Consider the following 24569-nt stretch of genomic DNA (forward strand, 5'->3'; position numbering starts at 1 on the left):
CGGGGTCCCTGTCGTGCGCGCCCGGTTAGTGTGACCGCATGGTGAACGCAGAATCGGGTACAGCGGAAATCGGTGTCATCGGCGGATCGGGCTTCTACTCCTTCCTGGAGGACGTGACCAAGATCCAGGTGGACACCCCGTACGGAGCTCCGAGCGACTCCCTCTTCCTGGGTGAGATCGCCGGGCGCCGGGTGGCCTTCCTCCCGCGCCATGGACGTGGCCACCACCTCCCGCCGCACAGGATCAACTACCGCGCCAACCTCTGGGCCCTGCGTTCTGTCGGCGTACGCCAGGTGCTCGGCCCGTGCGCGGTCGGTGGACTGCGTCCGGAGTACGGGCCGGGCACCCTGCTCGTACCGGACCAGATGGTCGACCGCACCAAGGCCCGCACGCAGACCTTCTACGACGGAGAGCCCCTCACCGACGGGACCGAGCCGAACGTCGTGCACCTCGCCTTCGCCGACCCGTACTGCCCCGAGGGACGCAAGGCCGCCCTGGCGGCGGCGCGCGGACGCGACTGGGAACCGGTGGACGGCGGAACCCTGGTCGTGGTCGAGGGCCCTCGTTTCTCGACCCGTGCGGAGTCGCGCTGGCACGCGGCGATGGGCTGGTCGGTGGTCGGGATGACCGGGCACCCGGAGGCCGTACTCGCCCGTGAACTGAACCTCTGCTACACGACGCTGACGCTGGTGACGGACCTCGACGCGGGGGCGGAGGCCGGCGAGGGCGTGAGCCACGCGGAGGTGCTGGAGGTGTTCGCGGCGAATGTGGACCGGCTGCGGTCGGTGCTCTTCGACGCGGTGGCCGCTCTGCCGAAGGGCGAGGACCGTGACTGCGTCTGCGCGCACGCACTGGACGGGATCGACCCGGGGATCGAACTGCCGTAGGGCAGCGGGCTCCTGCGGGTGACCGGGTTGTCCACATCGCGTGCGCTGTCCACAGGGCCGAGCGGGATTTCGGCGGAGGGTGGATCGTGAGGGGAGTTCGGCGGGGATTCCCGCCGGACTCCCCTCAAGCGTTTCTCACGGTTCCCTCCGGCATTTCCCTCGCGTCCCTCTGGCTCGCGCGTTCCTCGTGGTCCTACGCGCGGTCCTCGTGCTGCGTCAGCGCGTTCCTCGTGGTCCTGCGCGCGGTCCTCGTGCTGCGTCAGCGCGTTTCCCGTGGATGTCCCCGGCGGATTTCCCTCACGACAGGTGGTGTTGGCCATGTTCCCCTCGGTGCCCGATACACGTCCCGCGCCACCCGCACCGTGCGGGGTCCCGGCCTTCGGGCCCCTGCGGGTGCGAGGTGGCGGCGGGCGGCGACTCCGGCGGGCGCTGCGTGGCCGGCGGCGGGCGCTGGCCGCGGGGTTCGCGCTGGCTTCCGCCGTGCTCGCCGCGTCCGGGCTGGGCGCTGCGAGAGGGGCGGCAACACTCCCCGGAGACGCGCCACCGGGCAACGAACGGCCGGCCGGGCAGCTGGTGTCCGCTCCGGTGCGGATCGCCGACGCGGCGACGGTCGGGCTCCTGCGGCCGGGTGATCGAGTCGATGTGATCGCCGCGATCGACGGAGACAACGAGGCCAGGGTGGTGGCACGCGATGTCCGTGTCGCGGAGGTCCCGCGCGGTTCGGTCGGCGGGGACACGGCGTTCCCGGAAGGAGGGGGCGTGGCGGGCCCGGAGGGCGGCGCCCTGGTGGTCCTGTCCGTGGAGAGGGACACCGCGGCGGACCTTGCGGGTGCCGGCGCCTCGGGGCGGCTCGCGGTGGCGGTGGCACATGCCGAATAGAACGGATTCGGCGTCGACTAGCTCGTCCGGATTACACGATTGGACAGCGTGCTCCTCTGCGGCCTTATGTGGCTGGGCAGTTCACTCCCCCCACGGCATGTACAGAGGAAGGCTCACCTGTGAGCGAGAAGAAAGTCAGACTGCTGGACGGATTCAAAACCTTCCTGACGCGAGGCAACGTGATCGACCTCGCGGTCGCCGTCGTCATCGGCGCGGCGTTCACGAACGTGGTGAACGCGGTGGTGAAGGGAATCATCAATCCGGTGGTCGGCGCCTTCGGCACCCAGGATCTGGAGAAGTACACCTCCTGCCTCCGGGGCCCCTGCACCGTGGACCCGGACACCGGCACGGTGGACGGAATCGAGATCCTGTGGGGATCGGTGCTCAGTGCCGCCCTCAGTTTCCTGATCACCGCCGCCGTCGTCTACTTCCTGATGGTGCTGCCGATGGCGAAGTATCTCGCCAGGCGGGCGGCTGCCCAGGCTGCGAAGGAGGGCGTGCGGGAGACGCTGGAAGTGAGCGAGCTGGAGGTACTGAAGGAGATCCGGGACGCGCTGGTCGCCCAGCAGGGCCGGGCGTAGTCAGCCGGAAGCGTCGCCGGCCGCCGGTGTCAGACGTGGTGAGGCGGCTTCTCGTCGAGGAAACGTGCGAGGTCGGCCGCGCCGCCGCCCGCAGGAGCCCGCTCACCCCACCCCTGGTCCGTGTCGTCCGAGGACTGCCGGTCCAGCGGATCGTCGAAGACCAGAGCCGATGGCTCGGGCCTGGGTTCCTGCGTCGGCCGCTGCTGCGGCTGCGGTTTCGACTCTCGCGGTCCGGGGGCGGGGGCGGTACTCATACCTCAAGGGTACGGCGGGGCTCAGCGGTCCTTCGGGTCGAGCATCCACAACCCGAGCACGACGAGGAAGGACAGGCAGAGAAAGCCGGCCCCCCACCAGGCCGTGCCCGTGTCGCCCTCCATCCACACATTGACGACCTCCGTCAGCGCCCAGAGCTGGCCGACGACGACGCTCAGTGCCAGCACCAGTCGGGCCGTCAGCTTCGCGGAGCGCTCCGGTTCCTGCTCCGAGCCCGCCCCGGGCCCCGGGCCGGTGTGGCGCACCCGTGGGTCCGCGTAGCCGCTGGTGGGCCTGATCTGGGGATAGCGGTCGTGGACGGGACGGTTCAGCGCGGCTCGGGCGCTGCCCGGGTGGTATTCGGGATACGCCGATCCGGCGGGGTCGGAGGGCCTCGGTGGCTCGACCGGGTCCAGGGGCTCGGTCATGACCGCCTCCCCGTCGCGTCACCGGACGGAGCGGACGCGGGTGGCGCCTCCGCGCCGCCTCCGGTGCCGGGGCAGCCGATCCGTTCCGCGAGGTCCGGGCGGTCGCCGCCGAGCTGTCGGCACAGCCCCTCCTCGATGCTCTCGCCGGAGCGGGTGGTGCCCACGGCCCAGATGCTGCCGTCGTCGAGCTCGGTCAGGGCCACCTTGGGCAGTCCGCGGGGCGGTGGACCGGCCGTGACCTCGCCGGTGCGGGCGTCGAAGACTCCCTCGTGGCAGGGGCAGTGGAGCTCGCCCTCCGTACCCCGGTCCTTGCGCCAGAGCACTGCGCACGCCAGGTGGGTGCACACGGCGGAGTAGCCGACGAGGGTGCCGTCGTCCATACGTACGGCGACCGCCCGGTCCTCGTCCCCGGGGTAGCGGAAGGCGAGGGATTCGCCGGGCAGCAGTCGCGAGGCGATCTGCTTCGGGGCGGGCGCCTTCCCGTCGTCCGTGTCACCGTGCCGGTGGAGGATTCCGCCCGCCACGGCCAGACCTCCCACGGCGAGGCCGCCGGAGACCGTGGCGACGATCCGGAGGTAGTCGCGCCGGGTGGTCAGCGAGTCCGCGGCGATCCTGTCGTGCAGCGCCTCGCGGGAGTCGCTCCCGGGACCGTGGTCGGGGCCCGGCGGCTGCTGTTCGGTGACGCTCATCGGCTGACGTCCTTGCCATTGATCTCGACGACGGGAAGTCCGCCGGGTACCGGCCACTGGACCCGCTCGGCGGGCACGACCATGGCCACGCCGGTGCGGACCTCGCTCTCGCCGAAGACGAAGGTGTCGGCGACCTGCACACCGGGACGTTCCGCCTGGAGTTCCTCGGCGGTGCCGTAGAAGAGGGCGCCGGTCGGGCAGACGGTGGCGCACATGGGGGCGAGCCCGTAAGCGGTGCGGTCGTAGCAGAGGTTGCACTTCATCTGCAGCTTCGCCTGGAGGTCGATCTTCGGAACACCGAAGGGGCAGGCGTTCACACAGTTGGCACAGCCGATGCAGCGGGTGGTGTCTGCCTGCTGCACGACGCCGTCGGCGGTGACCAGGATCGCGTCCGCCGGGCAGACCTCGGCGCAGGGGGCCACCGGGTCCTCGCAGTGCATACAGACCGTGGGAAGGGACGCGACGGATGAACCCTCGTCGGTGTAGTCGAGGTGGATCATCGACTTGCCGCGGTGCGAGTCGCATTCCCGGCAGGCGGAGACGCAGGCCTGACAGCCGATGCAGCGCCCCGGGTCGATGAACATCGTTCTGCCCATCATCCGGACATCAGCTCCTTTCCGAGGTGCCGCGGCCCTGCGGGGCCGTGGGCGGCAGCGGATCGGTACGGGAGACCTGGGTCTCGGGGTAGGCGACGTGGCCGGGGGCGACGGGCGGCGCGGGGACCTCGTCGATCGCTTCGGCGTGTTCGATGCGGCAGGCGCAGACCTTGTACTCAGGGATCTTGGAGCGTGGGTCCAGGGCGTCGATGGTCAGTGCGTTGGCCGCTGTGGGGACGGGCCAGTGGTAGGGGATGAACACCGTGTCCGGTCGGATCGCCTCGGTGACGAGGGCGGGGAAGACCTCGCTGCCGCGCCGGGTGACGACACGGACGGGTTCGCCGTTGCGGAACCCGTGCGAGGGGTGGACCTCGGCCCAGGGCCGGGGGGTCTGCTCCACGAGGGCGCCCAGCCGTCGGGTCTGGTTGCCGGAGAGGAAGTGCGCGACGGTGCGTCCGGTGGTGAGCGTCATGGGGTGCTCGTCGTCGTAGGGGTCCGCAGGCGGATGCCACTCGACGACCTGCAGGTGGATCCTGCCGTCCGCGTGGTAGGTGGTGCCGTCCTCGAAGAGCCGGGGGGTGCCGGGGTGGTCGGTGGACGGGCAGGGCCAGGAGATCCCACCGGTCTCCTCGAGCCGTTCGTAGGTGATGCCGGAGTAGTCGATGACGGTGCCCGCGGAGGCCCTGCGCAGCTCGTCGAAGACGTCGCGGGAGCCGCCGTAGGTGAATCTTTCCCCCTCGCCGAGGCGCCGGGCGATCTCGCACATCACCCAGGTGTCGGTGCGCACACCGGCGGGCGGTTCCTGGGCCTTGTTGTGCTTGACGACCCTCGCCTCGGAGTTGGCCATCACGCCCTCGTCCTCGGCCCAGATGGTGACAGGGAAGACGACGTGCGCGTTGGCGGCTGTCTCGGAGAGGAAGAAGTCGAACTGGGCGTGGAACTCGGTGGTGTCGTATCCGTCCTTGACCACGGCGTAGTTGGGGAGGGAGACGAAGGGGTTGTTGCAGATGCCGATCAGACCGCGGATCTCCCGGCGCTGCATCTGCCAGACCATTTCCATCATCGACGTGCCCGCGGCGGGGAGTTCGGACTCCTCGATGCCCCAGATCTCGCAGATCTGCCGGCGGTGCTCCTCGTTCAGGATCGAGCGGCCGCCGGGGAGGAGGTCGGCCTTCTGGCCGTGCTCACGGCCGCCCTGGCCGTTGCCCTGGCCGGTGAGGGTGCCGTAGCCGGCGCCGGGCTTGCCGATGTGGCCGGTGGCGGTACAGAGGTTGATCACACTGAGGCAGTTCTCCACGCCCTGCGTGTGGTGTTCGATCCCCCGGGCGTGGAAGGCCATGGCCTTGGGCGCCCGGGCGAAGGCGCGTGCGACCTGCACGACCTGCTCCGCCGGGATCCCGCAGATCCCGGCGGCGCGGGACGGGGGGTAGTGGGCGACGTCGGCCTTGACCTCCTCCCACCCCGTGGCGTGGGCGGCGAGATAGGCCTCGTCGGTGAGTCCCTCCTCGATGACCACGTTCAGCACGGCGTTGAAGAAGGCGGAGTCGGTGCCCGACTTGAGCGCGACGTGGATGTCGGCGGTGCGCGCGACGGCCGTCTCACGTGGGTCGACCACGATCAGGGTGGCGCCGCGGTCCCGGGCGCCCCAGACGTACTGGGTCAGCACGGGGAAGCACTCTCCGACGTTGGCGCCGGCGAGAAGGAGGCAGTCGGTGAGCAGGATGTCGGAGAACGGGTTGCCGGCCCGGTCGATGTTGAAGGCGAGCTTGTTGGCACCGGCTGCGCTGACCATGCAGAGCCGGCCGTTGTAGTCGACATGCCGCGTCTTCAGCGCCACCCGGGCGAACTTGCCGACCAGATACGTCTTCTCGGAGAAGAGACTGGCCCCGCCGAGCACGCCGAAGGCGTCCCTCCCGTGGGCCTCCTGGATGCGCCTGATCTCGGAGACGGTGAAGTCGAGCGCGTCGTCCCAGGAGACCTCCCGCAACTCCTCGTCGCGGGAGCGCCGCATCAGGGGGGCCGTGAGCCGGTCCGGATGGTTGACCTGCTGGTAGGCGTTGATGCCCTTGGGGCAGAGCCGCATGCGGTTGATGTCGTGGTTGCGGGGTTCCACACCGAAGACCTTGCCGCCGCGGTCCACGCGCAGATACATCCCGCACTGGACACCGCAGAAGCAGCAGTGGGTTGGGACGAGCGTCTCGCCGTTCTGGTCGGCGTGCCACCGGTCGGCCGGGATCCCGCCCGCGTCACGGAAGCCGCGGGTGCCGGGCGGAGCGAGCGAGGGATCGAGGGGGACGACCGTACGGCCGTCGGCTGCGCGTGGGTCCGCGGTCACTTGAAGCCCTTCTTGACCTGGGTGAGATAGGCGCTGCCGCGCAGTACCCGCTTGCAGCGCGGGCAGTATTCGGCCCAGGCGTCGAAGCCGAGTCCGAGGTCCTGCATGGTGCCGCGGAGGTTCTCGACGTACGGCCCGGTGTCGATGGTCTCCCCGCAGCGGCGGCAGGCGAAGACCTGGTCGTCCTGGCGCCCGGTGTACTTGAACAGCTGCATGCCGACCGCTGCCGGACGCTGCACGATGTGGAAGAACTTCCCGAACGGGATGTAGATGAGGGTGAAGACGACCGACACCATGTGGAGGATCGCCAGGAACTCGTAACCTCCGCCGTGCAGGAAGATCGAGGAGAAGGTGAGCAGCAGGCCGGTGACGGAGACGATGATCAGGGCGAGCAGCGGCACCATGTCGTAGGCGAACCGCTGCCCGGTGATGGCCCCGCGGTCCTTCATCCGGCGCCAGAGGAAGTACCCCGCGCCGGGGATGACCAGCACCGCGGCGATGTCCAGGCCGTGGAACATCAGCCAGCCGAAGAAGCTCAGCGAGTCGAAACCGATGATCTTGAGGCCCCAGACGCGCATCTCGTAGCCGGGCCCCGAGCCGCTGCCGGAGGTGAAGGTGAACCAGCCCCAGGTCAGCGGGAAGGTGATCAGAGCGGCGAGGACACAGCCCCAGAAGATCAGCTGGTGGGCGGCCCAGCGCGCGTGGGAGCGGGCCCCGAGGAACTTCTGGAAGCCCAGGTAGGTCGCGATCATCTTCGGCATGGCGGTCGGCGCCCTGCGGAAGTTCTCCGCCGAGAACAGGCTCCGCCAGCCGTTCGTGAAGAGCCGCCGGGCGCCCGGGGCCGAGACCCAGACCGTGTAGCGGTGGGCGACGCCGAAGGCGAGGAAGACGGTGGCGACGGCGTAGGGCAGCAGCGCCGAGTCGAAGTCGTGCAACAGGCGGCTGCCGAACACGATCGCCAGGATCAGCAGACCCGACACGACGGCTCCGGCCAGCGTCGCGCGGCCGGAGACGGTACGGGGGAGGCGCTGCGCAGCCCTCGCTGCGAGGGAGGGCCCGGCGGCAGGGGTTCCCTGCCCGGATGGCGGGCCGTCCGTCCCACCGGACGTGCCGGTGTGGGCACCGGGCTCGGACGGCTCGGCTGCGGCGGGCGGTTCTGGTGGCTCGGTCACCCGGCCACCGTAGGACCGTTACGGGCGGTTGGCCCCGTATGTGACTCGATGGTGTGATCGCGTCGCCCAGGTGGCCCGCGATCCCGGCGGGGCCGCCGCACCGCTCCGGTGCGCGGCCACCGCCCGTACGGAAGCCCTCGGTTCCCGCGCCGACGCCTGTACGTTCGCCGGTACACGGCACCACCGCCCCCAGAGGAGCTCACCATGACCGAGGAACAGCCCCGTCCGGGTCCGCTGGACGCACTGACGGACGTGGCCGGGATCCGTGTCGGGCACGCCCGGGTGCCGGGCGAGGGCGCGCTGAGCGGGACCACCGTCGTCCTCGCCCCCGAGGGCGGAGCCGTGGCCGCCGTCGACGTACGCGGGGGCGGGCCGGGCACCCGGGAGACGGACGCGCTCGATCCGCGCAATCTGGTGCAGCGGATCGACGCGGTCGTCCTGACCGGTGGCAGCGCCTACGGGCTCGACGCGGCGGCCGGCGTGATGGCGTGGCTCGAGGAGCAGGGGCGCGGCGTCCGGGTCGGCCCGGACCCCTCGCACGTTGTGCCGGTGGTTCCGGCCGCCTGCCTCTTCGACCTGGGCCGGGGAGGCGCGTGGCGGGCCCGGCCCGACGCGTCGACCGGGCGTGCCGCCGTGGAGGACGCCGCCGCGTCCGGGCCGGGGACGCAGGTCCCCGAGGGCACGGTGGGAGCCGGTACGGGAGCGGTGGCCGGGCAGATCAAGGGCGGTGTCGGCACGGCCAGCGCGCGCCTGGCCTCCGGGACCACCGTCGCGGCACTGGCCGTCGTCAACGCGGCGGGTTCCGTCCTCGACCCCCGCACCGGGGTGCTGTACGGCGAGTACGGCATGGGCGAGCCACCCGTGCACCCCGCGCACGCGGTGCACGAAGCCGCACGCCGGCGGCTCGCCGACCTCCAGGGCGCACGGGACGACGGCGCCGAGGCCGGCGGCCGGAGAGGCGGGCAGGGCGGCGGCACGCAGGGCAGCGTCCTCAACACCACGATCGCCGTCGTCGCCACCGATGCCGCCCTCACCCGCCCCCAGGCGCAGAAGCTCGCGGGCACGGCGCACGACGGGCTGGCGCGCGCCGTCCGCCCGGTGCACCTGCTCACCGACGGGGACACCGTGTTCGCCCTTTCCACCGGCCGGCGGACGATGCCCACGGAGCCCACGGCCGCGCTCAACGAGATCCTGGCCGCGGGGGCGGACGCTCTGACCCGCGCCGTCGTGAAGGCCGCCAGGGCGGCCCGGGGGGTCGACGGCCCCGGAGGCACGTTCCCCTCGTACAGCGAGCTCTACGGCGCGTCCTGAAGAGGCCGGGAGCCTCGCGGGTGACCGTTCCGGACAGACCGGGAACTTTCTGCGTGCGCGGTACGTTTTTTGCGAACCCCGGTCACGATGTCAGACCCAGGGACTACGTTATGCACGCATCGGGTAACACGCGGCGACGGCCTGGAGACAGCACCTTGAGCGATCCGTACGAGACAACCGAGCAGCACCTCGAGCGACTCCTGCGATGCGCCCTCAACTCCTTCGACCTGTCCGATGCAACGGTCGACAGGCTCGGGACGGCGCTGGCGCACAGCAGTGCTCTGCACTCGTCCCACCACAGTTCGGTCCTGCACCGTGAGACCTACCGGCACACCTATCTGCTCTCCGACGGCACCGCACTCACCCTGTGGGAGCTGGTGCACGGCGGCGGCAGGGAGGTCCCGGCCCCTGCCCGCCACGAGCTGTACGACGACGAGGGCGACGCGCAGATCGCGGCCGCGCGCCTCGCCGGCAGCTTCCGGGACACCCCCGCGCTCGGTGACGACAGCCTGCGGGAGGACCTGGAGGCGCTCACCCTGCTCATGAGCGTCCCCCCGGCACCCGTGCCCCGCACGTACGCCCCGGACAACTCGGCGGACCACGCGCGCCGCGTCCTGCGCCGCGCGGAGAACGGCGACCGTCCGGGCGCCCGGACGGCCGGTCTCCTCCGGTCGGCCTTCGCCCACCACATCACCCAGGTCTTCGGCCGCCAGTACCGCGTCGACGGGCGTGACGCAGGATTCACGCTCTACGAGCACGCCTTCCTCCTCCTGGACGGCAGCGAGACCAGCCTGTGGGAGGTCGAGCACACGGCCACGCCCGACGGCCGTCACATGTGCGAGGTCTACGACGACGAGCAGGCCGCGCGCCTGGCCATGGAGGACCGCACCCGGATCTGCTGACCGGCCCTGCCGCAGGCGGATCACCGGGACGGCACGGCCCCGGGTTCCGGAGCCGTGCCTTGCGACCCCGCCGGGTCGTGTCCTCGCGTCAGCGGGTCACCCGGCCCGGCCCGCCGGCTCGAGATCCTTGCGGATCGCGTCGCCCTGAGCCCGCGGAGGTCCTGCATCTTCCCCGCCGGCCTCCAGGTGCACCCCGGGCCTGGCAGGCAGGGCGAACATCACGAGGAAGATCACCGCGAGGACCCCCGCCACGCACCAGAGCGACTGCTGGAATGCGTCCACGAACGCCGGGCCCATGGCCTCGGGCGGCAGCCGGTCGCTGATCGAGCCGAAGAAGACGACCGAGACGAGACCGAGCCCCAGCGCCGTACCCATCTGCTGCACGGTGTTGATCAGCCCGGACGCCGACCCGGAGTGCTCCTTCGGCACTCCGGAGAGCACGGCGTCCGTCAGCGGAGCCACGATCAGTCCCATGCCCGCGCCCATGACCACCAGCGGAAGTGCCATCTGCCAGGAGCTGATGTCCAGCCCGTACCGCCCGGCCTCCCAGATGTAGAGCAGGAGCCCGGTGATCATCAGCAGCGCGCCGGCCTGCAGCACCTTCCGGCCGAAGCGGGGGACGAGTTTCTGCACGGAGATCCCCGCGGCGCACGAGACGGCGACCGAGAAGGGGATGCCCGTCGTGCCTGCCCGCAGGGCGCTCCAGCCGAGTCCGATCTGCATGTAGAGCGTCCAGACCAGGAAGAAGATCCCCAGGACGATCCCGAAGGTCAGCTGCACGGCGGTGCCCGCCGCGAAGCTCTTCACCCGGAACAGCGACAGTTCGATGAGCGGCGAGCCGTCCCGGCCCGCCTTTCGGCGCTCGAAGGCGACGAGCGCGACGAAGACCAGAAGGCTCGCGACCATCGACACGTATCCCCACAGCGGCCAGCCCAGCTCACGTCCCCTGGTCAGCGGGTAGAGCAGCATGAGAAGGCCGAGTGTCACCAGGGCCACACCGGTCAGGTCCAGACGGAGTGCCTTGGGTGCCTTGGACTCGCTGATGAACTTCCTCCCGAGCAGCAGCCCGGCGATGCCGACCGGCAGGTTGATCAGGAAGATGGGCCGCCACTCGAGGCCGAAGAGGTTCCACTCGGTGAGCAGGGCGCCCAGCAGCGGCCCTGACACCGCTCCGAGTCCCACGATCGCGCCGAAGAGCCCGAAGACCTTCCCCCGCTCGTGCGCCGGGAAGGTGGCGTGCACGATCGACAGCACCTGCGGCACCATCAGCGCGGCCATACCGCCCTGGAGGATGCGCGAGGCCACCAGCATCTCCGGGTTGGCGGCGAAGCCGCAGAGGGCGGAGGCGAGAGTGAAGCCCCCGATACCGATGAGGAAGATCCGCTTGCGGCCGTGGATGTCACCGAGCCGGCCGCCCGTGATCAGACCGGCCGCGAAGGCCAGCGCGTATCCGGCGGTGATCCACTGGATCGACGTGAACGAGGCGCCGGTGTCCCGCGTGATGCTCGGGATGGCGATGTTGACGATCGTGACGTCGACCAGGTCCATGAAGGCCGCGGTCATCACGATCGCGAGCGCGATCCAGCGGCGCCGGTCCGCCGGGTCCTGCGATGCCGCCGGCCCTGCTGACGCCGTGCGTGCGGCAGCTGTGGCCGGCGGGGATTCGGGAGAAGTCATGGGAGGAAGTTAGACGTCCATCAGGTCAGATGATGACCTGATGGACGGGCATCCTGTACCCATGACAGACACCCCGGCACGGCTGCTGAAACTCCTGTCGCTCCTCCAGACGCCGAGGGAGTGGCCGGGCAGCGAGCTGGCCGGACGGCTGGACGTCAGCCCGCGCACGATCCGCCGCGACATCGACCGGCTCCGCGATCTCGGCTATCCGGTCGAGGCGTCGCGCGGTTCGATCGGCGGCTACCGCCTGGTCGCGGGCTCCGCCATGCCGCCGCTCCTGCTGGACGACGAGGAGGCGGTGGCCATCGCGGTAGGGCTGCGGGCGGGTGCCGGGCATGCCATCGAGGGCGTCGACGAGGCGTCCGTACGCGCTCTGGCGAAGCTGGAGCAGGTGCTGCCGTCCCGGTTGCGGCACCGGGTCTCCTCCCTGCAGAACGCCACGGTGCCCCTCACCCGCGGCGACGGCGCGACCATCGACCCCCGGACGCTCACGGTGATCGCCTCGGCGGTCACCGCGCGTGAGCGGCTGCGCTTCGGCTACCGGGCGAGGGACGGCGTTGCGTCGAAGCGGCAGGCCGAGCCCTACCGGCTGGTGAGCACGGGCAGCCGCTGGTATCTGGTGGCGTACGACCTGGAACGCGAGGACTGGCGCACGTTCCGGGTGGACCGGGTGAGTGAGCCCGTCGCCACCGGGGCCCGCTTCACGCCACGCGAGCTGCCCGCCGGGAGCGAGGACGCCGCGGCCCTTCTCGCCCGGTCGAGGTCCCGCACACAGCCGAGGGTGCACATCGATGTGACGTTCGAGGCACCGGCCGACTTCGTGGCGGCCCGGCTGCCCGCGGAGCTGGGAGCACTGGAGCCGAGCGGGGAGGCGAGCTGCCGGCTGCGGACGAGTTCCATGAGCTCGCTGGAGTGGGTGGCCCTTCGGCTCGCCCTGGTGGACTGCGCCTTCGAGGCGCACGGGCCGCCGGAGCTGGTGGAGCACCTCGGCGTCCTGGGTGCCCGCCTGTCCCGCGCCGCGTCATCCGGGAGCCGGGGCGGACATGAATGAGCCCCGGCGCCGGGGGGGGTGGGCGCCGGGACTCAGCTCATGGGACCGGAATGAGACCGGTCGTCGGGCCGGTGCGAACCGGCTTGATGGTGAGATTACGGGTTATCCGCTCATGCCGCAGCGTCAAAGCCCGTGTCGTGAGCCATTCGCTTCAATTCGAGCAGCGCGTGCTTCTCGATCTGGCGAATCCTCTCCCGCGTCAGACCGTGCTGCTTGCCCACCTCGGTGAGGGTCCGCTCGCGGCCGTCCTCGATCCCGTAACGCATCTTGATGATGGAGGCGGTGCGGTTGTCGAGCTTTCCGATCAGGTCCTCCAGTTCCTCGCTGCGCAGCAGGGTCATCACGGACTGCTCGGGCGACACGGCGGAGGTGTCCTCCAGCAGATCCCCGAACTGGGTGTCGCCGTCGTCGTCCACCGACATGTTGAGGCTGACCGGGTCACGGGCCCAGTCCAGGACGTTGCCGACGCGCTCGGTGTTGGAGTCGAGCTCGGCGGCGATCTCCGCGTGCTCCGGGTCGCGCCCGTGCTCGCGGTTGAACTCGCGCTGCACGCGCCGGATCCTGCCGAGCTCCTCCACGAGGTGGACGGGGAGCCGGATCGTGCGGGACTGGTCGGCGATGGAGCGGGTGATGGCCTGCCGGATCCACCACGTGGCGTACGTGGAGAACTTGAAGCCCTTGGCGTAGTCGAACTTCTCGACCGCGCGCACCAGGCCCGCGTTCCCCTCCTGGATCAGGTCGAGCAGGGGTAGGCCCGCCCTCGGGTAGCGCCTGGCCACGGCAACGACGAGCCGCAGGTTGGAGCGGATGAATATGTCCTTGGCGCGCTCGCTCTCGGCGACCAGCGCCTCCAGCTCCTCACGCTTCGCTCCACCGGCTTCGCTCTCCACCACTCCGTCGAGGATCTGCCGGGCGAAGACGCCCGCCTCGATCGTCTGTGAGAGCTCGACCTCTTTGGCGGCGTCGAGCAGCGGTGTACGGGCGATCTCGTCCAGGTACATGCCGACCAGGTCGCGATCGGCGATCTCCCCGCCCACGGCGCGAACACTGCTTGCCCGGTTGGTCCCGCCGGTGCTGGCGGACGAACGACGGGCGACGGCACGGGTTGCCATGCGTGCTCCCTTGCTGAGTAGGTCGCGACACCCTCCCGGGTGCCCTGCATCCGATGGAAACAACGACTGGAATCCGGACAGAATTCCCACGACGCCCATTCACTTCCGAGATCATGCAGTACCCTGTCGCCCCCAGAAAGGGGACATCCAGTGCAGATACCCACAGAAGTGCAGGTCAGACCGGGCGTGGAAGCCGACCTGCGAGCCCTCACGGACATCTACAACCATTACGTCCGTGAGACCGCAGTCACATTCGACATGGCCGCCTTCACTCCGGTGGAGCGCCTGCCCTGGTTGCGCTCCCACCCGGAAGACGGTCCCCACAGGCTGCTGGTCGCTCTGGAGCCGGGTACCCGGCAAGGGGCGCCGCATGCCCTCGGTTACGCCACCAGCAGCCCGTACCGCCCGAAGGCGGCGTACGGCACATCGGTCGAGGTGAGCGCGTACCTCGCTCCCGGCGCCACGGGCCGCGGTATCGGCACGCTGCTCTACAAGGCACTGTTCGAGGCCCTGGCCGACGAGGACGTCCACCGCGCCTACGCCGCGATCGCGCAGCCGAACGAGCCGTCGGTCCGGCTGCACGACGCCTTCGGCTTCCGCCACGTCGGCACGTACACGGAGGTGGGCCGGAAGTTCGGCCGCTACTGGGACGTGTCCTGGTACGAGAAGCCGCTTCTCAGCCGAACTGCACCGACCGCTTCGACAGGCCCATCCAGAAGCCGTCGATGACACTGCGTCCCTGACCGAGCTCGGCCTCGGCCGCCCCGAGCGTGACGAACAGCGGCGCGAAGTGCTCGGTGCGGGGGTGGGCCAGCCTGCCCGCCGGTGAGACGTGTTCGAAGTCCAGCAGGGAGTCGACGTCCTGGGCCTGGAGCGCCCGGTTCCCCCAGTCATCGAACTCCGTCGACCAGCCGGGGGTGCCGCCGCCGGCGTGCCTCAGCGCGGCCAGGTTGTGCGTGAAGAAGCCACTCCCGACGATCAGCACGCCCTCGTCGCGCAACGGGGCGAGCTTCCGGCCGATGGCCATCAGCTTCTGGGGATCGAGCGTCGGCATCGAGATCTGGAGGACGGGGATGTCCGCGGCCGGGAACATCTCGACCAACGGCACGTACGCCCCGTGGTCGAGGCCGCGGTCGGGGATGTCCTGGACCGGGGTCCCGGCTCCGCGCAGCAGCTTTCGGACGTCGTCCGCGAGCTTCGGGGCGCCCGGGGCCGCGTACCGCACCTGGTAGTAGTGCTCCGGGAAGCCCCAGAAGTCGTAGACCAGCGGCACGGCCTCGGTGGCGCCGAGGGCGAGCGGCGCCTCCTCCCAGTGCGCGGAGACCATCAGGATCGCCTTGGGGCGCGGCAGCCCGGCCGACCACGCGGCCAGCTCCCCGGGCCATACCGGGTCGTCGGCGAGCGGCGGGGCGCCGTGCGAGAGATAGAGGGCGGGCATACGTTCCGCGACTGTCATGACACTCCCATTCCTCTGCCGATCAAGGTATGTGTGTTCACTACAGGTACCGGGGACGGGCATCTGCGCGAGCACCTGGGACTCGGTGGATCGGCTCTTCGGGACCTAATCTTTGAATCTTCAAGTTCCAACTACCGGAGACCTTAGCTCTATCTAGTTCAACTTTCAAGAAAAGGTCGTACAGTGGAGTACATGACCACGGCATCACCCGGCGGGCCCCGGTGGCTCACCGACGAAGAGCAGAGCGTGTGGCGCGCCTACCTGCACGCCACCACGCTCATGGAGGACCATCTCGACCGCCAGTTGCAGCGCGACGCCGGCATGCCGCACATCTACTACGGGCTGCTCGTCAACCTCTCGCAGGCCCCGCGGCGGCAGAAGCGCATGACCGAACTGGCCAAGGACGCCAAGATCACCCGCTCCCGTCTCTCGCACGCCGTCGCCCGGCTGGAGAAGAACGGCTGGGTCCGCCGCGAGGACTGCCCCTCCGACAAGCGCGGCCAGAACGCGGTCCTCACCGACGAGGGCTACGAGATGCTGGCGCGGTCCGCGCCGGGACACGTCGAAGCCGTGCGCCAGGCGATGTTCGCGAGGCTCAGCCCCCAGCAGGTGCAGAGCCTCGGCGAGATCATGCAGGTCATCGCCACCGGTCTGCAGCCGGAGGACGCGGACGCGGATCTGCCCTGGCTCCGCTGAGCGGAACCAGGGCAGGGACGTACCGTGGTGGCCGGAGGGCGCCGGGATTCATCGCCCGGTCCGGCGCCGGGCCGGGCGCCCGGCCCGGCGCCCCGTTCAGTGCGCGACGACCGGGATCCTGAGCTCGCCCTCGGCCCCGTCCACCAGGGCCCCCGGGCCGTCGGCGGTGCCGGTGCCCGGACGTCCGGTGTTGATCAGGGTCACCGCGATCGCCGAGGCGACGACCAGGATGCCGACCGCCCACCAGATGGCGGCGGCGAAGCCGCTGACCATGGCCTGCAGCTGGAGCACCTTCGGGTCGCTCGCACCGGCTGCGTGATCGGCGATGTAAGCGGTGGTGGCACCGGCGGCGATGGTGTTGAGCAGCGCCGTACCGATGGCCCCGCCGACCTGCTGCGAGGTGTTCACCATCGCGGAGGCCACACCCGCGTCACGCGGCTCGATGCCGTGCGTGGCGAGCGACATGGCCGGCATGAACGCCGTACCCATACCCAGGCCGAGCAGCAGCTGACCGGGCAGGATGACCGCCGTGTACGAGGTGCCGACGTCCAGCTGGGTCAGCAGCAGCATGCCGAAGGCGGCCACCAGGAAGCCGGGGCCCATCAGCAGTCGCGGCGGGACCCGGGTCATCAGGCGCGCGCCGATCTGCGTGGAACCGGTGATCATGCCCACGATCATCGGCATGAAGGCGAAGCCGGTCTTGACCGGCGAGTAGCCCTTGACCACCTGCAGGTAGTACGTGAGGAAGAGGAAGAGCCCGAACATCGCGATGATGGCGAGACCCAGCGAGAGGTAGACCCCGCCCCGGTTGCGCTCCATCAGGACGCGCAGGGGCAGCAGCGGCGACTTCACCCGCGACTCGGTGACCACGAAGGCCAGCAGCAGCACACCGGCGGCGACGAACATGCCGATGGTCAGTGAGTCCGACCAGCCGGCCGACTCGGCGCGGGTGAAGCCGTAGACCAGGGACACCAGGCCCAGCGTGGACAGGACGACGCCGGGAATGTCGAGCGGGGAGCGGTTGCGGCCGCCGGCCGGCTCCCGGATGACGAGGTACGCGCCCGCAGCGGCGGCGACGGCGAACGGGATGTTGACGAAGAACGTCCAGCGCCAGTTCAGGTACTCGGTGAGGAAGCCGCCCAGGATCAGGCCGACCGCGCCACCGCCACCGGCGATGGCCCCGTAGATACCGAATGCCTTGGCTCGCTCCTTGGCGTCGGTGAACATCACCGCGAGCAGCGAGAGCGCGGCCGGCGCGAGCAGGGCCCCGAAGACACCCTGCAGGGCGCGCGAGCCGAACATCATGGCCTGGCCGGTTGCGGCACCACCCAGCGCGGAGGCCAGGGCGAAGCCGATCAGGCCGACCAGGAAGGTCCGCTTGCGGCCCCAGAGGTCGGCGATGCGTCCGCCGAAGAGCAGGAGCCCGCCGAAGGCGAGGGCGTAGGCGGTGATCACCCACTGCTTGTTGCCGTCGGAGATCCCCAGATCCGTCTGGGCCGAGGGCAGGGCGATGTTCACGATGGTCGCGTCGAGCACGACCATCAGCTGGGCGAGGGCGATGAACGCCAGTGCTTTCCAGCGACTGGGATCCGGAAGGGTTCCGGCTGTTTTCGACATGGGAGTAGCCACCTAAGGGCACGAAGAGTTGCGAATCCGGCGAACGGGCCGCGAGGGACCCGCGTACGAGGCAGGAAAAGGGCGAACGGATTCCGGCGACCGGACCTGCGTGTCAGGGCCGGGCCGGTTTCACGGGGCTGGTGCGGCCGCGGAGGGCCTGAGGTCGGTGGGTCGGTCGTCCGGTGCGCGGGGCTTCAGCCTCCGCTGCGCAGGTCCTCCAAGGTCGCCGCCGATCCGGGCAGCTCGGAGCGGGCCGGGTTCTCCAGGCCGTCCAGGAAGAGCTGCAGGTGACGGTGGGTGAACCGGTCTATGTCCAGGCAGGCGATGCCGGGCAGTGGCCGGGTGAGCTGGGACAGGGCGACGAGTACGTCACCGACGGCGATGTCGGTGCGCAGCCTCCCCGCTGACATGGCACGCTCCACGAGCCCTTCGACGGCCTCCTCGAGGCGACGGCGCTCGGTGAGCAGTTCGGGATGGTCGCTGTCGAAACCGCCGGACAGCATCGGGCACAGGGCCCCGATCCGTTCGTCGGCCGCCGCGTGCACGAAGCGGCTGAGCGCGGCGAAGGGGTCGGACTCGGCCGCGACGGCTTCCTCCGCACGGCGGGTGGTACGGGAGGTGACGGCGAGTACGACCTCATGGATCAGGGCCGCCCGGTCGGGGAAGTTCCGGTAGAGGGTGGCGTTGCCGACCGCGGCCCGTCGCGCGACCTCGTCGAGAGGCACGTCCGGCCCGAACTCGACGAACATCTCACGCGCGGCCGCGACGATCCGCTCGCGGTTGCGCAACGCGTCGGCCCGCGGGCGGGGCGTACGACGCCGCGCGGCGCAGGTGGCGTTCTCGACGACGGACTCCACGGCCGCGTCCCCTTCCCTTGCGTTGTCCGATCGACCCTCCGGCTCAACCGGGGACCGTGTCCCCGGTTCGCGGGAACACAGGTACAAACGGGGAAAGGATCCCCGGTTATTTCCCGACTCGCATGTGACCTGCGCCATATACCGCGTCCGGCGGAAAACCCCCCGATCGGCGCACTCAGCGAGCGGTCCCCCACCAGCGGGAACAGGCTGATCGCCAGAGCGCAGTCAGGGCCGGCCGACTGCCGCGGACCGAAGGCGAAGCCATATGCAGCAGCCCCGCCACCGGATACGCGGACATCGCCGCCCCCTCGCACTCGTCGGCGCGACGGCCTTGGTCATCGCGACGGTGGCCTCGGCCAGTTCCTCCCTCCCCGTCGCCAGCCGGGCCTCCGCCGGACCGGTGGCCGCGCCGCGGGGGACCGGCCTCGCGCCGTGCCGAATACCCACGGCCATGGGCGTACAGATGTCGGAGGGCATGCCGACGCCCCCCGGCTACGCACGTTCCACCGGCCGGATCAGAGCGCTCAACCTGATGATCGACTTCCCCGACGCCGAGGCGACGGAACCGGCGGCGGACCGGCTCGCGGAATTCTTCCCGCAGACCTCCGACTGGTTCAGCACCAGCTCCTACGGCCGGCTCACCTACCTCCCCGAAGCGCCCGTGGACGACTGGCTGCGGATGCCCCTGCCGTTCTCGGAGTACGGGATAGAGCGCGGCTCACCGTACGAACCGGGCTACCGCAAGATGGTCAAGGACCTGGTGGCCGTCGCCGACCCGAAGGTCGACTTCGCGGCGTACGACCTGGTCAACGTGCTGGTCACCCCGAACGCGGGCCCCTCCGCACTGGACACCGTCCTGTCCGTGACCTTCTCCGGCAACGACGACGCCCCGTTCGTCGACGGCGTCCCGCTCGCCAACACGTCCTTCGTCTACAGCCGGCAGGACGACGGCTCCGGCTCGTACGAGGAGACCGGTTACCGGGTCCTGCCCCACGAGAACGGCCACGTGTTCGGGCTGCCCGACCTCTACACCATGGAGGGCGGCGGCTCCGTGGGGCACTGGGACATCATGTCCGAGGACTGGGGAGCCAACAACGACCTCCTGGGCTGGCACAAGTGGAAGCTCGGCTGGCTGGGCAACGATCAGGTCAGCTGCGCCGCGATGCCCGGAACCAGCGAACACACCCTCGAACCACTGGCCACGAAGGGCGGCCGGAAGCTGGCCTTCGTGCCGGTGAGCGCGCAGTCCGGCTACGCCGTGGAGGTACGGACCGCCGAGGGAAACGACGAAGCCGTCTGCCGGCCCGGTGTACTCATCTACAAGGTGAGCTCCGACGTGGACACCGGACAGGGCCCGGTCTCCGTCGCCGACAGCACCGAGGACAGCGGCGGCTGCACCCGGCGGCCGAATGTCCAGGCCGAGCTCTCCGACGCCCCGTTCGAACCGGGTGAGACGTTCACCGACCGGGCCGGGGGAATCCGCATATCCGTGCTGGACAAGGACGCCGACGGCAACTACCGGGTACGGATCACCCGGCCGTGAGCCCTGGGCCACCGCCCTCGCCCGTGTACTCCCGAAGCACGCCGCGCAGCTCACGCTTGAGGATCTTGCCCGTCGCGTTCCGCGGCAGAGGCTCCCGCGTCACCAGCACATGGGCCGGGACCTTGAAGGCCGCCAGGCTCCGGCCCACATGCGCACGCAGCTCGTCCGCCGTGACGGCGGAACGCGGGCCCACCCGGACGACCGCCGCTACCTCCTCACCCAGCACCGGATGCGGAACGCCGAGCACCGCCGCGTCCTCGACATCGGGATGGCCGTGCAGCGCGGCCTCGACCTCCACGCAGTACACGTTCTCGCCGCCCCGGATCACCACGTCCTTGATCCGGTCGACGACCGACACCCGCCCGTCCCGGACGACGGCGAGATCCCCCGTACGGAACCAGCCGCCGCTGAACGCCTCGGCCGTCGCCGCCTCGTCGCGCCAGTAACCACGCACCAGGGACTGGCCGCGCAGCCACAGCTCACCCGCCTCACCCTCCTGGAGCCCTTCGTCCGCAGGACCGGCGATCCGGACTTCGGTGACGGGCGTCGGGGTACCGACCGAGTCCGGGTGCGCCCGGTACGCGGCACCGAAGTTGGCCAGCACTCCGCCGCTGGTCTCGGTCAGGCCGTACCCGTTGCGCGGCTCGATCCGCTCGCCGTGCCGGGCCGTGAGCCGGGCGACCAGGTCCGGCGGAGCCGCCGCGCCACCGGTGCTCAGCCCCTTCAGGCTCTCCAGCCAGTCGCCGGCACGGTCCGCGGCCGCGAGCAGCTGGAGCGCGGTGGCCGGTACACCCGCGTAGTGCGTGACCCCGTGCCGGCGGATCAGCCGCAGGGCCTCGCCGGCGTCCCACTTCGGCATCAGCACGAGGGGTGCGCCCACGGCCATCGCCGCGTACAGGCTGGTGAACGCGGCAACGTGGAAGAACGGGAACGTCATCAGGGTGACCGGGGCCGGCCCCTGCCCCGGCACGACTCCACGCCCCAGAGCCGACGCCGCGGCTTGGTAGCGGGGGTTGAGGGCTGCGCCCGCCTGGGCGAGATGGGTGGCCACCGCGCCCTTGGGCCGGCCGGTGGTCCCGGAGGTGTAGATGATCGTGGCATCGTCCTCGGGCCGGATCTCCACCTCGGGCGGCGCCGCGTACGGATCGGGCTCCGGCAGGCCCGTGTACAGCTCGGCCCCACTGGGGAGCTCGGCCCCGCCGGGCAGCTCGGCCCCGCCGGGTACGGCTCCACCGCCGTGAAATCCGCCGTCGTGAAAGATGACGAAGCGCGCCCCTGCCTTCCGGCCCCAGCCCTCCACTTTCGGGAACTGGTCCGCGTCGACGAGCAGGACCATCGGCTCACAGTCGTCGAGGGCGTACCCGAACTCCTCCTCGGTCCACCACGTGTTGAGCGGTACGGCTACCAGGCCGGCCAGCTGCACCGCCCAGAACGCGACCTGCCACTCGGGGTGGTTGCGCATCGCCACCACGGCCCGGTCACCGGGCCGTAGACCGTAGGAATCGGTGAGCCGCCGTGCCAGCGCCGAGGCAGCCGCGAAGAACTCCCCGTACGAGCAGACCCGTTCACCCGAAATCAGGAACGGCTGCTCACCGAACGCCCAGGTGGCCTCCGCGAACTCCCGCAGCGTGCGGGGTCCGTTGGCGTACACGAGAGGCCCCTGGTCCGATCTCACCACGGCGAACGGCGCACCGGGGCGGGTCAGGGACGCCTCGATCCGGGCGAGGGCCTGCCGGCCGTCAGCGGGCGCGGCGGAAGGGGAACGGCTGGGGTCGGTGTGCGGCACGAACGGCCTCTCCACGTACTGGCTCAGCAACCCGGCGACGCTATGCCGGGCTCTCTGCGTCGTCAACCGCCCCCTCGGCCGCCCGCCACCCGGACGGTACCCCCGGAGTGGGGTGCGAGACCGGCGCGCACCCGTCCCCGCCCCTGCCCGCCGCACGCTCCGAAGAGCAGCAGGCCCGCCCAGTCGGGTCAACGTCCACGAACGAGGCCGGGTCGTCTTCGCCGGGGGCTGTCCGATTGCCCTCCGGCGGTTGTCTCCGGTTCGGCCCACCGTGCTGGTGGCCAGGCGGCTCGTGGAGTCGACGTCGGTTTTCCAAGTGATCAGCACGGCCCCGCCGGTCATCTGACAGATTGCACGTCGCTCCACACCGGGATCATCACGGCATGAGGCAGGCCTACGGACCCGGTTCCGCGACACGGGGCCCGGCCGCCCCTCACCGGGGCTCGTAACCGATATCCACGTCCACACCTGGACTCCCATCCGTTACCCTGTTCTCTGGTCAGCCATTGAACCGGCCCGCTGCCCTCCGTCCAGGTGGTCCAGCAACGCAGGGACGGTGTCTGACCAGCGGGCTTGGTCGCCTTGCCGAAGATCCACTCGCTGGATTTCCTTCAAGGCTCCCTCCGAGCCCTCGCCTTCTGCCTTCGTAGCTCAGGGGATAGAGCACCGCTCTCCTAAAGCGGGTGTCGCAGGTTCGAATCCTGCCGGGGGCACAGCACAAAGGGCCAGTTCGGAGGCTTGATCCTCTCGAACTGGCCCTTTCGCGTCCGGGAAGGCGGCAGGGCGGACGCCTGCTGCGGACTTCGGAGCCTTGTCGAAGAGCCTGCCGTTTGGATCGCCGGGAAGACCGGAGAAAGATGCCCCGCGAGTCACGGCTTCAAGGGCGGAATCGTTTCAAGGATCGCTTCGATGGCTTTGGCGCGTATCAGCGAGCCGGACAGCCCAGGGTGCTCTCTACAGACGGCCTTCTCCCACTGCTCGGCCCGCCACGGGCGGGCCTCCAGCCAGACCAGGGCTATCCCGACCATCTTGGCTCGGAAGTCATCGGGTTCGGTCCCCGCAGGGTTCACTACCAGGACGGCCGTGTCGAACGCCCATCTCGCCTGGTCAGACTCCTTTTCTATAGCGTGGATCACGGCCAGATGCAGCAGCGCCTCATAGTGCCCATAGTGGGAGGCCCGTTTGATCGACTCGCCCGCGATGGCTTCCATGCCGGTGGCCAGGCGTCTCTGGGCCTCTTGGTAGTCCTTGTCGCCCGCTCCGGAGGTGAGGTGCAACTTCACGAAGTGGCGTGCCGACTCGACTCGGTTCTCCCAGGGCGGTCCCGTTACGGCTGACGGCCCCGTCTCGGTCGGCTTGGCGTTGTAATCGTCGACCAGCTTGGCAATCAGCAGCGCAAGCCCGAGGAACACCAGCCAAGCGAGCGCGTTGTTTTCGTCCACCTCGTCCACGGTAGGGGTGGCCCCGTCCGGAACACAGGTAAGAGCCCGCCATCATCCGTCGGCCGTCCCACGGGCAGCCCCGCCATGACGGATCCAGCACACACGAGGCCGGTAAGCCCTGCGCGGCGCGAGCCCTACGGAGGGCGTTTTCCCGGCCCAGGCACTTTGTGGTCGGCGTTCTCGTAGGTCACAGCCCCGTCCGACGAGAACTCCCGAAGCGGTGATCCGCGCCTGGCGAGTGGGATCATCCATGGATGGCCGACGCGCGACTACCTCAGGGGTGGACCCTTCAGCGGATCCGCGACGTATCAGGGGACCGAGAGGCTGTCGCCCTGGATCCCGATCGGTCGGTGAAGTGGGTCGGCTTCGCCGAGGCCCATGAGATGCCGCGCCCAGAGATCGTTCTCGGATTCCACAGCCTGTGCATAGTGAAGTCCGGCGATGACGACGACTGGTACATGGGCAGCCTGTACGACGACGGCAGCATCGACTGCTGGTCCGCCTACGGCGACCTTCACGAGGCGCTACGCGGCCTCTAGAAGCTTGCACCACAGCTCCGCGTGGGGGCGTGTGGTGAGTGTGCAACCGCGTGCCACCCACGACGCACAACCGCGAACACCGTGACCGTAGGCGGACCATCGGCGCAGCACCCGGCGGACGGGGAGTCAGCCCGCCAGAGGCACGGCCGCCGCTATCGCGTTCCGGTCCTTGCGGCCCACCAGCGGGAAGACGATCTTCAGGCCCTGCTCGTTGTCCGGGGCGGATACGACGAAGGACGAGTTGAGCAGACGCTCCTTGATCTCGGAGCGAACGAGGCCGGCGCGCGGGATCGTCATCAGGTGCTCCTCAGGGCGGGCGAACGTCGGGTTGGCCCGGAAGACGAAGAGGCGGCGGTCGGTCATGGCCAGGTACATGGGGGCCGGTGCCGGGATCACGGCCATGCCTCCACCGCTCATGATCGCCGAGGCCGCGGCGAACGCCGCGGTCCGGCGCACGGAGACCGAACTCAGGTTCACGATGGTCGTCACCTCGGCCTGCTCTCCGGGTTCGAGCATGGGGTCGACGGCGGCGAGCAGCAAGCGGCGGCGCTTCGCGTTCATGGGCGTTCTCCTGCGGAAGTGGATGCGAACCGGGGGTTACTCCGCCCGGGACTTCGCTTCGCCGTCTCCGGAGTTCGCCACGGGATGCCGGAGGCCCGGGAGACACTCCCGGTCCGGCCCTCTCGCGAGGCCGGGCCGGCGTGAGCTGTCGGCACACCTTGCCACACACGGTCCTGGCCCCGTCCGGGCCCCCGGACCGG

At 70.3% G+C, this 24569-nt stretch carries 24 protein-coding genes and 1 tRNA gene; 11 read left to right on the forward strand and 14 right to left on the reverse strand.

The features are described from left to right. Nucleotides 1–38 precede the first annotated feature (38 nt). The 3 genes from JOC24_RS24100 to JOC24_RS24110 all read left to right on the forward strand — a co-directional run bounded on the left by JOC24_RS24100 (nucleotide 39) and on the right by JOC24_RS24110 (nucleotide 2347). Nucleotides 39–887 carry an S-methyl-5'-thioadenosine phosphorylase gene (locus JOC24_RS24100; protein ID WP_205022474.1) on the forward strand — a complete coding sequence of 283 codons (849 nt, stop codon included), beginning with the start codon at nucleotides 39–41 and terminating at the stop codon, nucleotides 885–887. 318 nt (nucleotides 888–1205) lie between these two features. Next, nucleotides 1206–1766, forward strand: coding sequence for an RcpC/CpaB family pilus assembly protein (locus tag JOC24_RS24105; RefSeq protein WP_205022475.1), 561 nt, complete (start codon nucleotides 1206–1208; stop codon nucleotides 1764–1766). A 119-nt stretch (nucleotides 1767–1885) separates the two neighbouring features. Further along, nucleotides 1886–2347 carry a large conductance mechanosensitive channel protein MscL gene (locus tag JOC24_RS24110; protein WP_205022476.1) on the forward strand — a complete coding sequence of 154 codons (462 nt, stop codon included), beginning with the start codon at nucleotides 1886–1888 and terminating at the stop codon, nucleotides 2345–2347. A 29-nt stretch (nucleotides 2348–2376) separates the two neighbouring features. Here the strand turns inward: JOC24_RS24110 and JOC24_RS24115 are convergent, their stop codons facing one another. Genes JOC24_RS24115 through JOC24_RS24140 form a run of 6 tightly spaced genes read right to left on the reverse strand, consistent with a single transcriptional unit; the run spans nucleotide 2377 to nucleotide 7819 of the window. Further along, nucleotides 2377–2601 carry a hypothetical protein gene (locus tag JOC24_RS24115; protein ID WP_205022477.1) on the reverse strand — a complete coding sequence of 75 codons (225 nt, stop codon included), beginning with the start codon at nucleotides 2599–2601 and terminating at the stop codon, nucleotides 2377–2379. A gap of 21 nt (nucleotides 2602–2622) precedes the next feature. Continuing rightward, nucleotides 2623–3027, reverse strand: a complete 405-nt coding sequence (locus JOC24_RS24120) for a DUF6755 family protein (RefSeq protein ID WP_205022478.1) — start codon at nucleotides 3025–3027, stop codon at nucleotides 2623–2625. Further along, nucleotides 3024–3716, reverse strand: a complete 693-nt coding sequence (locus tag JOC24_RS24125) for a QcrA and Rieske domain-containing protein (protein WP_205022479.1) — start codon at nucleotides 3714–3716, stop codon at nucleotides 3024–3026. The genes JOC24_RS24120 and JOC24_RS24125 overlap by 4 nt, the downstream gene beginning before the upstream one ends. Next, entirely contained in the window at nucleotides 3713–4315 is a 603-nt protein-coding gene (locus JOC24_RS24130; protein WP_205022480.1) for a 4Fe-4S dicluster domain-containing protein, read from the reverse strand. The genes JOC24_RS24125 and JOC24_RS24130 overlap by 4 nt, the downstream gene beginning before the upstream one ends. A gap of 7 nt (nucleotides 4316–4322) precedes the next feature. Then, on the reverse strand, nucleotides 4323–6647 hold the full coding sequence (locus JOC24_RS24135; RefSeq protein WP_205022481.1) for a molybdopterin oxidoreductase family protein: 2325 nt from the start codon (nucleotides 6645–6647) through the stop codon (nucleotides 4323–4325). Next, a complete protein-coding gene (locus JOC24_RS24140) occupies nucleotides 6644–7819 on the reverse strand; it encodes an MFS transporter (protein ID WP_205022482.1) in 1176 nt (391 codons plus the stop codon). The genes JOC24_RS24135 and JOC24_RS24140 overlap by 4 nt, the downstream gene beginning before the upstream one ends. Before the next feature lie 204 nt (nucleotides 7820–8023). Here JOC24_RS24140 and JOC24_RS24145 point away from each other — a divergent pair, with 204 nt between their 5' ends. Further along, nucleotides 8024–9130: a P1 family peptidase gene (locus tag JOC24_RS24145; RefSeq protein WP_205022483.1), complete on the forward strand. Its 1107-nt coding sequence runs from the start codon at nucleotides 8024–8026 to the stop codon at nucleotides 9128–9130. Nucleotides 9131–9285: 155 nt separating this feature from the next. Beyond that, complete coding sequence (locus tag JOC24_RS24150; protein ID WP_205022484.1) at nucleotides 9286–10032, forward strand: DUF6227 family protein; 747 nt, start codon at nucleotides 9286–9288, stop codon at nucleotides 10030–10032. A 96-nt stretch (nucleotides 10033–10128) separates the two neighbouring features. Here the strand turns inward: JOC24_RS24150 and JOC24_RS24155 are convergent, their stop codons facing one another. Then, the gene (locus JOC24_RS24155; protein WP_205022485.1) at nucleotides 10129–11709 is read right to left on the reverse strand and encodes an MFS transporter; all 1581 of its coding nucleotides are present in this window, start codon (nucleotides 11707–11709) and stop codon (nucleotides 10129–10131) included. A gap of 61 nt (nucleotides 11710–11770) precedes the next feature. Between JOC24_RS24155 and JOC24_RS24160 the strand changes: the two genes are divergently transcribed. Continuing rightward, nucleotides 11771–12760 carry a helix-turn-helix transcriptional regulator gene (locus tag JOC24_RS24160; RefSeq protein WP_205022486.1) on the forward strand — a complete coding sequence of 330 codons (990 nt, stop codon included), beginning with the start codon at nucleotides 11771–11773 and terminating at the stop codon, nucleotides 12758–12760. Nucleotides 12761–12870: 110 nt separating this feature from the next. Here the strand turns inward: JOC24_RS24160 and JOC24_RS24165 are convergent, their stop codons facing one another. Further along, a complete protein-coding gene (locus tag JOC24_RS24165; RefSeq protein ID WP_205022487.1) occupies nucleotides 12871–13872 on the reverse strand; it encodes a sigma-70 family RNA polymerase sigma factor in 1002 nt (333 codons plus the stop codon). A gap of 150 nt (nucleotides 13873–14022) precedes the next feature. On the opposite strand from JOC24_RS24165, the gene JOC24_RS24170 reads away from it, so the two are divergent. Further along, nucleotides 14023–14601, forward strand: coding sequence for a GNAT family N-acetyltransferase (locus JOC24_RS24170; protein ID WP_205022488.1), 579 nt, complete (start codon nucleotides 14023–14025; stop codon nucleotides 14599–14601). Here the strand turns inward: JOC24_RS24170 and JOC24_RS24175 are convergent. Next, the gene (locus JOC24_RS24175) at nucleotides 14549–15328 is read right to left on the reverse strand and encodes a dioxygenase family protein (RefSeq protein ID WP_205022489.1); all 780 of its coding nucleotides are present in this window, start codon (nucleotides 15326–15328) and stop codon (nucleotides 14549–14551) included. The genes JOC24_RS24170 and JOC24_RS24175 overlap by 53 nt on opposite strands. A gap of 183 nt (nucleotides 15329–15511) precedes the next feature. Here JOC24_RS24175 and JOC24_RS24180 point away from each other — a divergent pair, with 183 nt between their 5' ends. Then, nucleotides 15512–16024, forward strand: a complete 513-nt coding sequence (locus tag JOC24_RS24180) for a MarR family winged helix-turn-helix transcriptional regulator (protein ID WP_205022490.1) — start codon at nucleotides 15512–15514, stop codon at nucleotides 16022–16024. A 96-nt stretch (nucleotides 16025–16120) separates the two neighbouring features. Here JOC24_RS24180 and JOC24_RS24185 read toward each other — a convergent pair whose 3' ends face one another. Continuing rightward, nucleotides 16121–17641: an MFS transporter gene (locus tag JOC24_RS24185; protein ID WP_205022491.1), complete on the reverse strand. Its 1521-nt coding sequence runs from the start codon at nucleotides 17639–17641 to the stop codon at nucleotides 16121–16123. Between the two features lie 194 nt (nucleotides 17642–17835). Continuing rightward, a complete protein-coding gene (locus JOC24_RS24190; RefSeq protein WP_205022492.1) occupies nucleotides 17836–18498 on the reverse strand; it encodes a TetR/AcrR family transcriptional regulator in 663 nt (220 codons plus the stop codon). A gap of 265 nt (nucleotides 18499–18763) precedes the next feature. Here JOC24_RS24190 and JOC24_RS24195 point away from each other — a divergent pair, with 265 nt between their 5' ends. Then, on the forward strand, nucleotides 18764–20041 hold the full coding sequence (locus tag JOC24_RS24195) for a M6 family metalloprotease domain-containing protein (protein ID WP_205022493.1): 1278 nt from the start codon (nucleotides 18764–18766) through the stop codon (nucleotides 20039–20041). Here JOC24_RS24195 and JOC24_RS24200 read toward each other — a convergent pair. Then, nucleotides 20028–21827: a class I adenylate-forming enzyme family protein gene (locus tag JOC24_RS24200; RefSeq protein WP_205022602.1), complete on the reverse strand. Its 1800-nt coding sequence runs from the start codon at nucleotides 21825–21827 to the stop codon at nucleotides 20028–20030. The two genes, JOC24_RS24195 and JOC24_RS24200, sit on opposite strands and share 14 nt — an antisense overlap. A gap of 640 nt (nucleotides 21828–22467) precedes the next feature. Between JOC24_RS24200 and JOC24_RS24205 the strand changes: the two genes are divergently transcribed. After that, nucleotides 22468–22540 (forward strand) — tRNA-Arg (locus JOC24_RS24205). Nucleotides 22541–22696: 156 nt separating this feature from the next. Here JOC24_RS24205 and JOC24_RS24210 read toward each other — a convergent pair. Continuing rightward, a complete protein-coding gene (locus JOC24_RS24210; protein ID WP_205022494.1) occupies nucleotides 22697–23269 on the reverse strand; it encodes a hypothetical protein in 573 nt (190 codons plus the stop codon). 350 nt (nucleotides 23270–23619) lie between these two features. On the opposite strand from JOC24_RS24210, the gene JOC24_RS24215 reads away from it, so the two are divergent. Beyond that, nucleotides 23620–23808, forward strand: a complete 189-nt coding sequence (locus JOC24_RS24215; RefSeq protein ID WP_239580911.1) for a hypothetical protein — start codon at nucleotides 23620–23622, stop codon at nucleotides 23806–23808. A gap of 126 nt (nucleotides 23809–23934) precedes the next feature. Here JOC24_RS24215 and JOC24_RS24220 read toward each other — a convergent pair whose 3' ends face one another. Further along, nucleotides 23935–24369 carry a hypothetical protein gene (locus JOC24_RS24220; protein ID WP_205022495.1) on the reverse strand — a complete coding sequence of 145 codons (435 nt, stop codon included), beginning with the start codon at nucleotides 24367–24369 and terminating at the stop codon, nucleotides 23935–23937. Nucleotides 24370–24569 lie beyond the last annotated feature (200 nt).

This window comes from Streptomyces sp. HB132 (genome assembly GCF_016909575.1).
Classification (GTDB): Bacteria; Actinomycetota; Actinomycetes; order Streptomycetales; family Streptomycetaceae; genus Streptomyces.

What these genes read in the sequence shown, in the direction of transcription:
- JOC24_RS24175 (WP_205022489.1), bottom strand. Translation starts at nt 15,328, where the DNA reads ATGACAGTCGCGGAACGTATGCCCGCCCTCTATCTCTCGCACGGCGCC.
- JOC24_RS24185 (WP_205022491.1), bottom strand. Translation starts at nt 17,641, where the DNA reads ATGTCGAAAACAGCCGGAACCCTTCCGGATCCCAGTCGCTGGAAAGCA.
- JOC24_RS24220 (WP_205022495.1), bottom strand. Translation starts at nt 24,369, where the DNA reads ATGAACGCGAAGCGCCGCCGCTTGCTGCTCGCCGCCGTCGACCCCATG.
- JOC24_RS24115 (WP_205022477.1), bottom strand. Translation starts at nt 2,601, where the DNA reads ATGAGTACCGCCCCCGCCCCCGGACCGCGAGAGTCGAAACCGCAGCCG.
- JOC24_RS24130 (WP_205022480.1), bottom strand. Translation starts at nt 4,315, where the DNA reads ATGATGGGCAGAACGATGTTCATCGACCCGGGGCGCTGCATCGGCTGT.
- JOC24_RS24160 (WP_205022486.1), top strand. Translation starts at nt 11,771, where the DNA reads ATGACAGACACCCCGGCACGGCTGCTGAAACTCCTGTCGCTCCTCCAG.
- JOC24_RS24145 (WP_205022483.1), top strand. Translation starts at nt 8,024, where the DNA reads ATGACCGAGGAACAGCCCCGTCCGGGTCCGCTGGACGCACTGACGGAC.
- JOC24_RS24100 (WP_205022474.1), top strand. Translation starts at nt 39, where the DNA reads ATGGTGAACGCAGAATCGGGTACAGCGGAAATCGGTGTCATCGGCGGA.
- JOC24_RS24120 (WP_205022478.1), bottom strand. Translation starts at nt 3,027, where the DNA reads ATGACCGAGCCCCTGGACCCGGTCGAGCCACCGAGGCCCTCCGACCCC.
- JOC24_RS24125 (WP_205022479.1), bottom strand. Translation starts at nt 3,716, where the DNA reads ATGAGCGTCACCGAACAGCAGCCGCCGGGCCCCGACCACGGTCCCGGG.
- JOC24_RS24195 (WP_205022493.1), top strand. Translation starts at nt 18,764, where the DNA reads ATGCAGCAGCCCCGCCACCGGATACGCGGACATCGCCGCCCCCTCGCA.
- JOC24_RS24105 (WP_205022475.1), top strand. Translation starts at nt 1,206, where the DNA reads ATGTTCCCCTCGGTGCCCGATACACGTCCCGCGCCACCCGCACCGTGC.
- JOC24_RS24155 (WP_205022485.1), bottom strand. Translation starts at nt 11,709, where the DNA reads ATGACTTCTCCCGAATCCCCGCCGGCCACAGCTGCCGCACGCACGGCG.
- JOC24_RS24165 (WP_205022487.1), bottom strand. Translation starts at nt 13,872, where the DNA reads ATGGCAACCCGTGCCGTCGCCCGTCGTTCGTCCGCCAGCACCGGCGGG.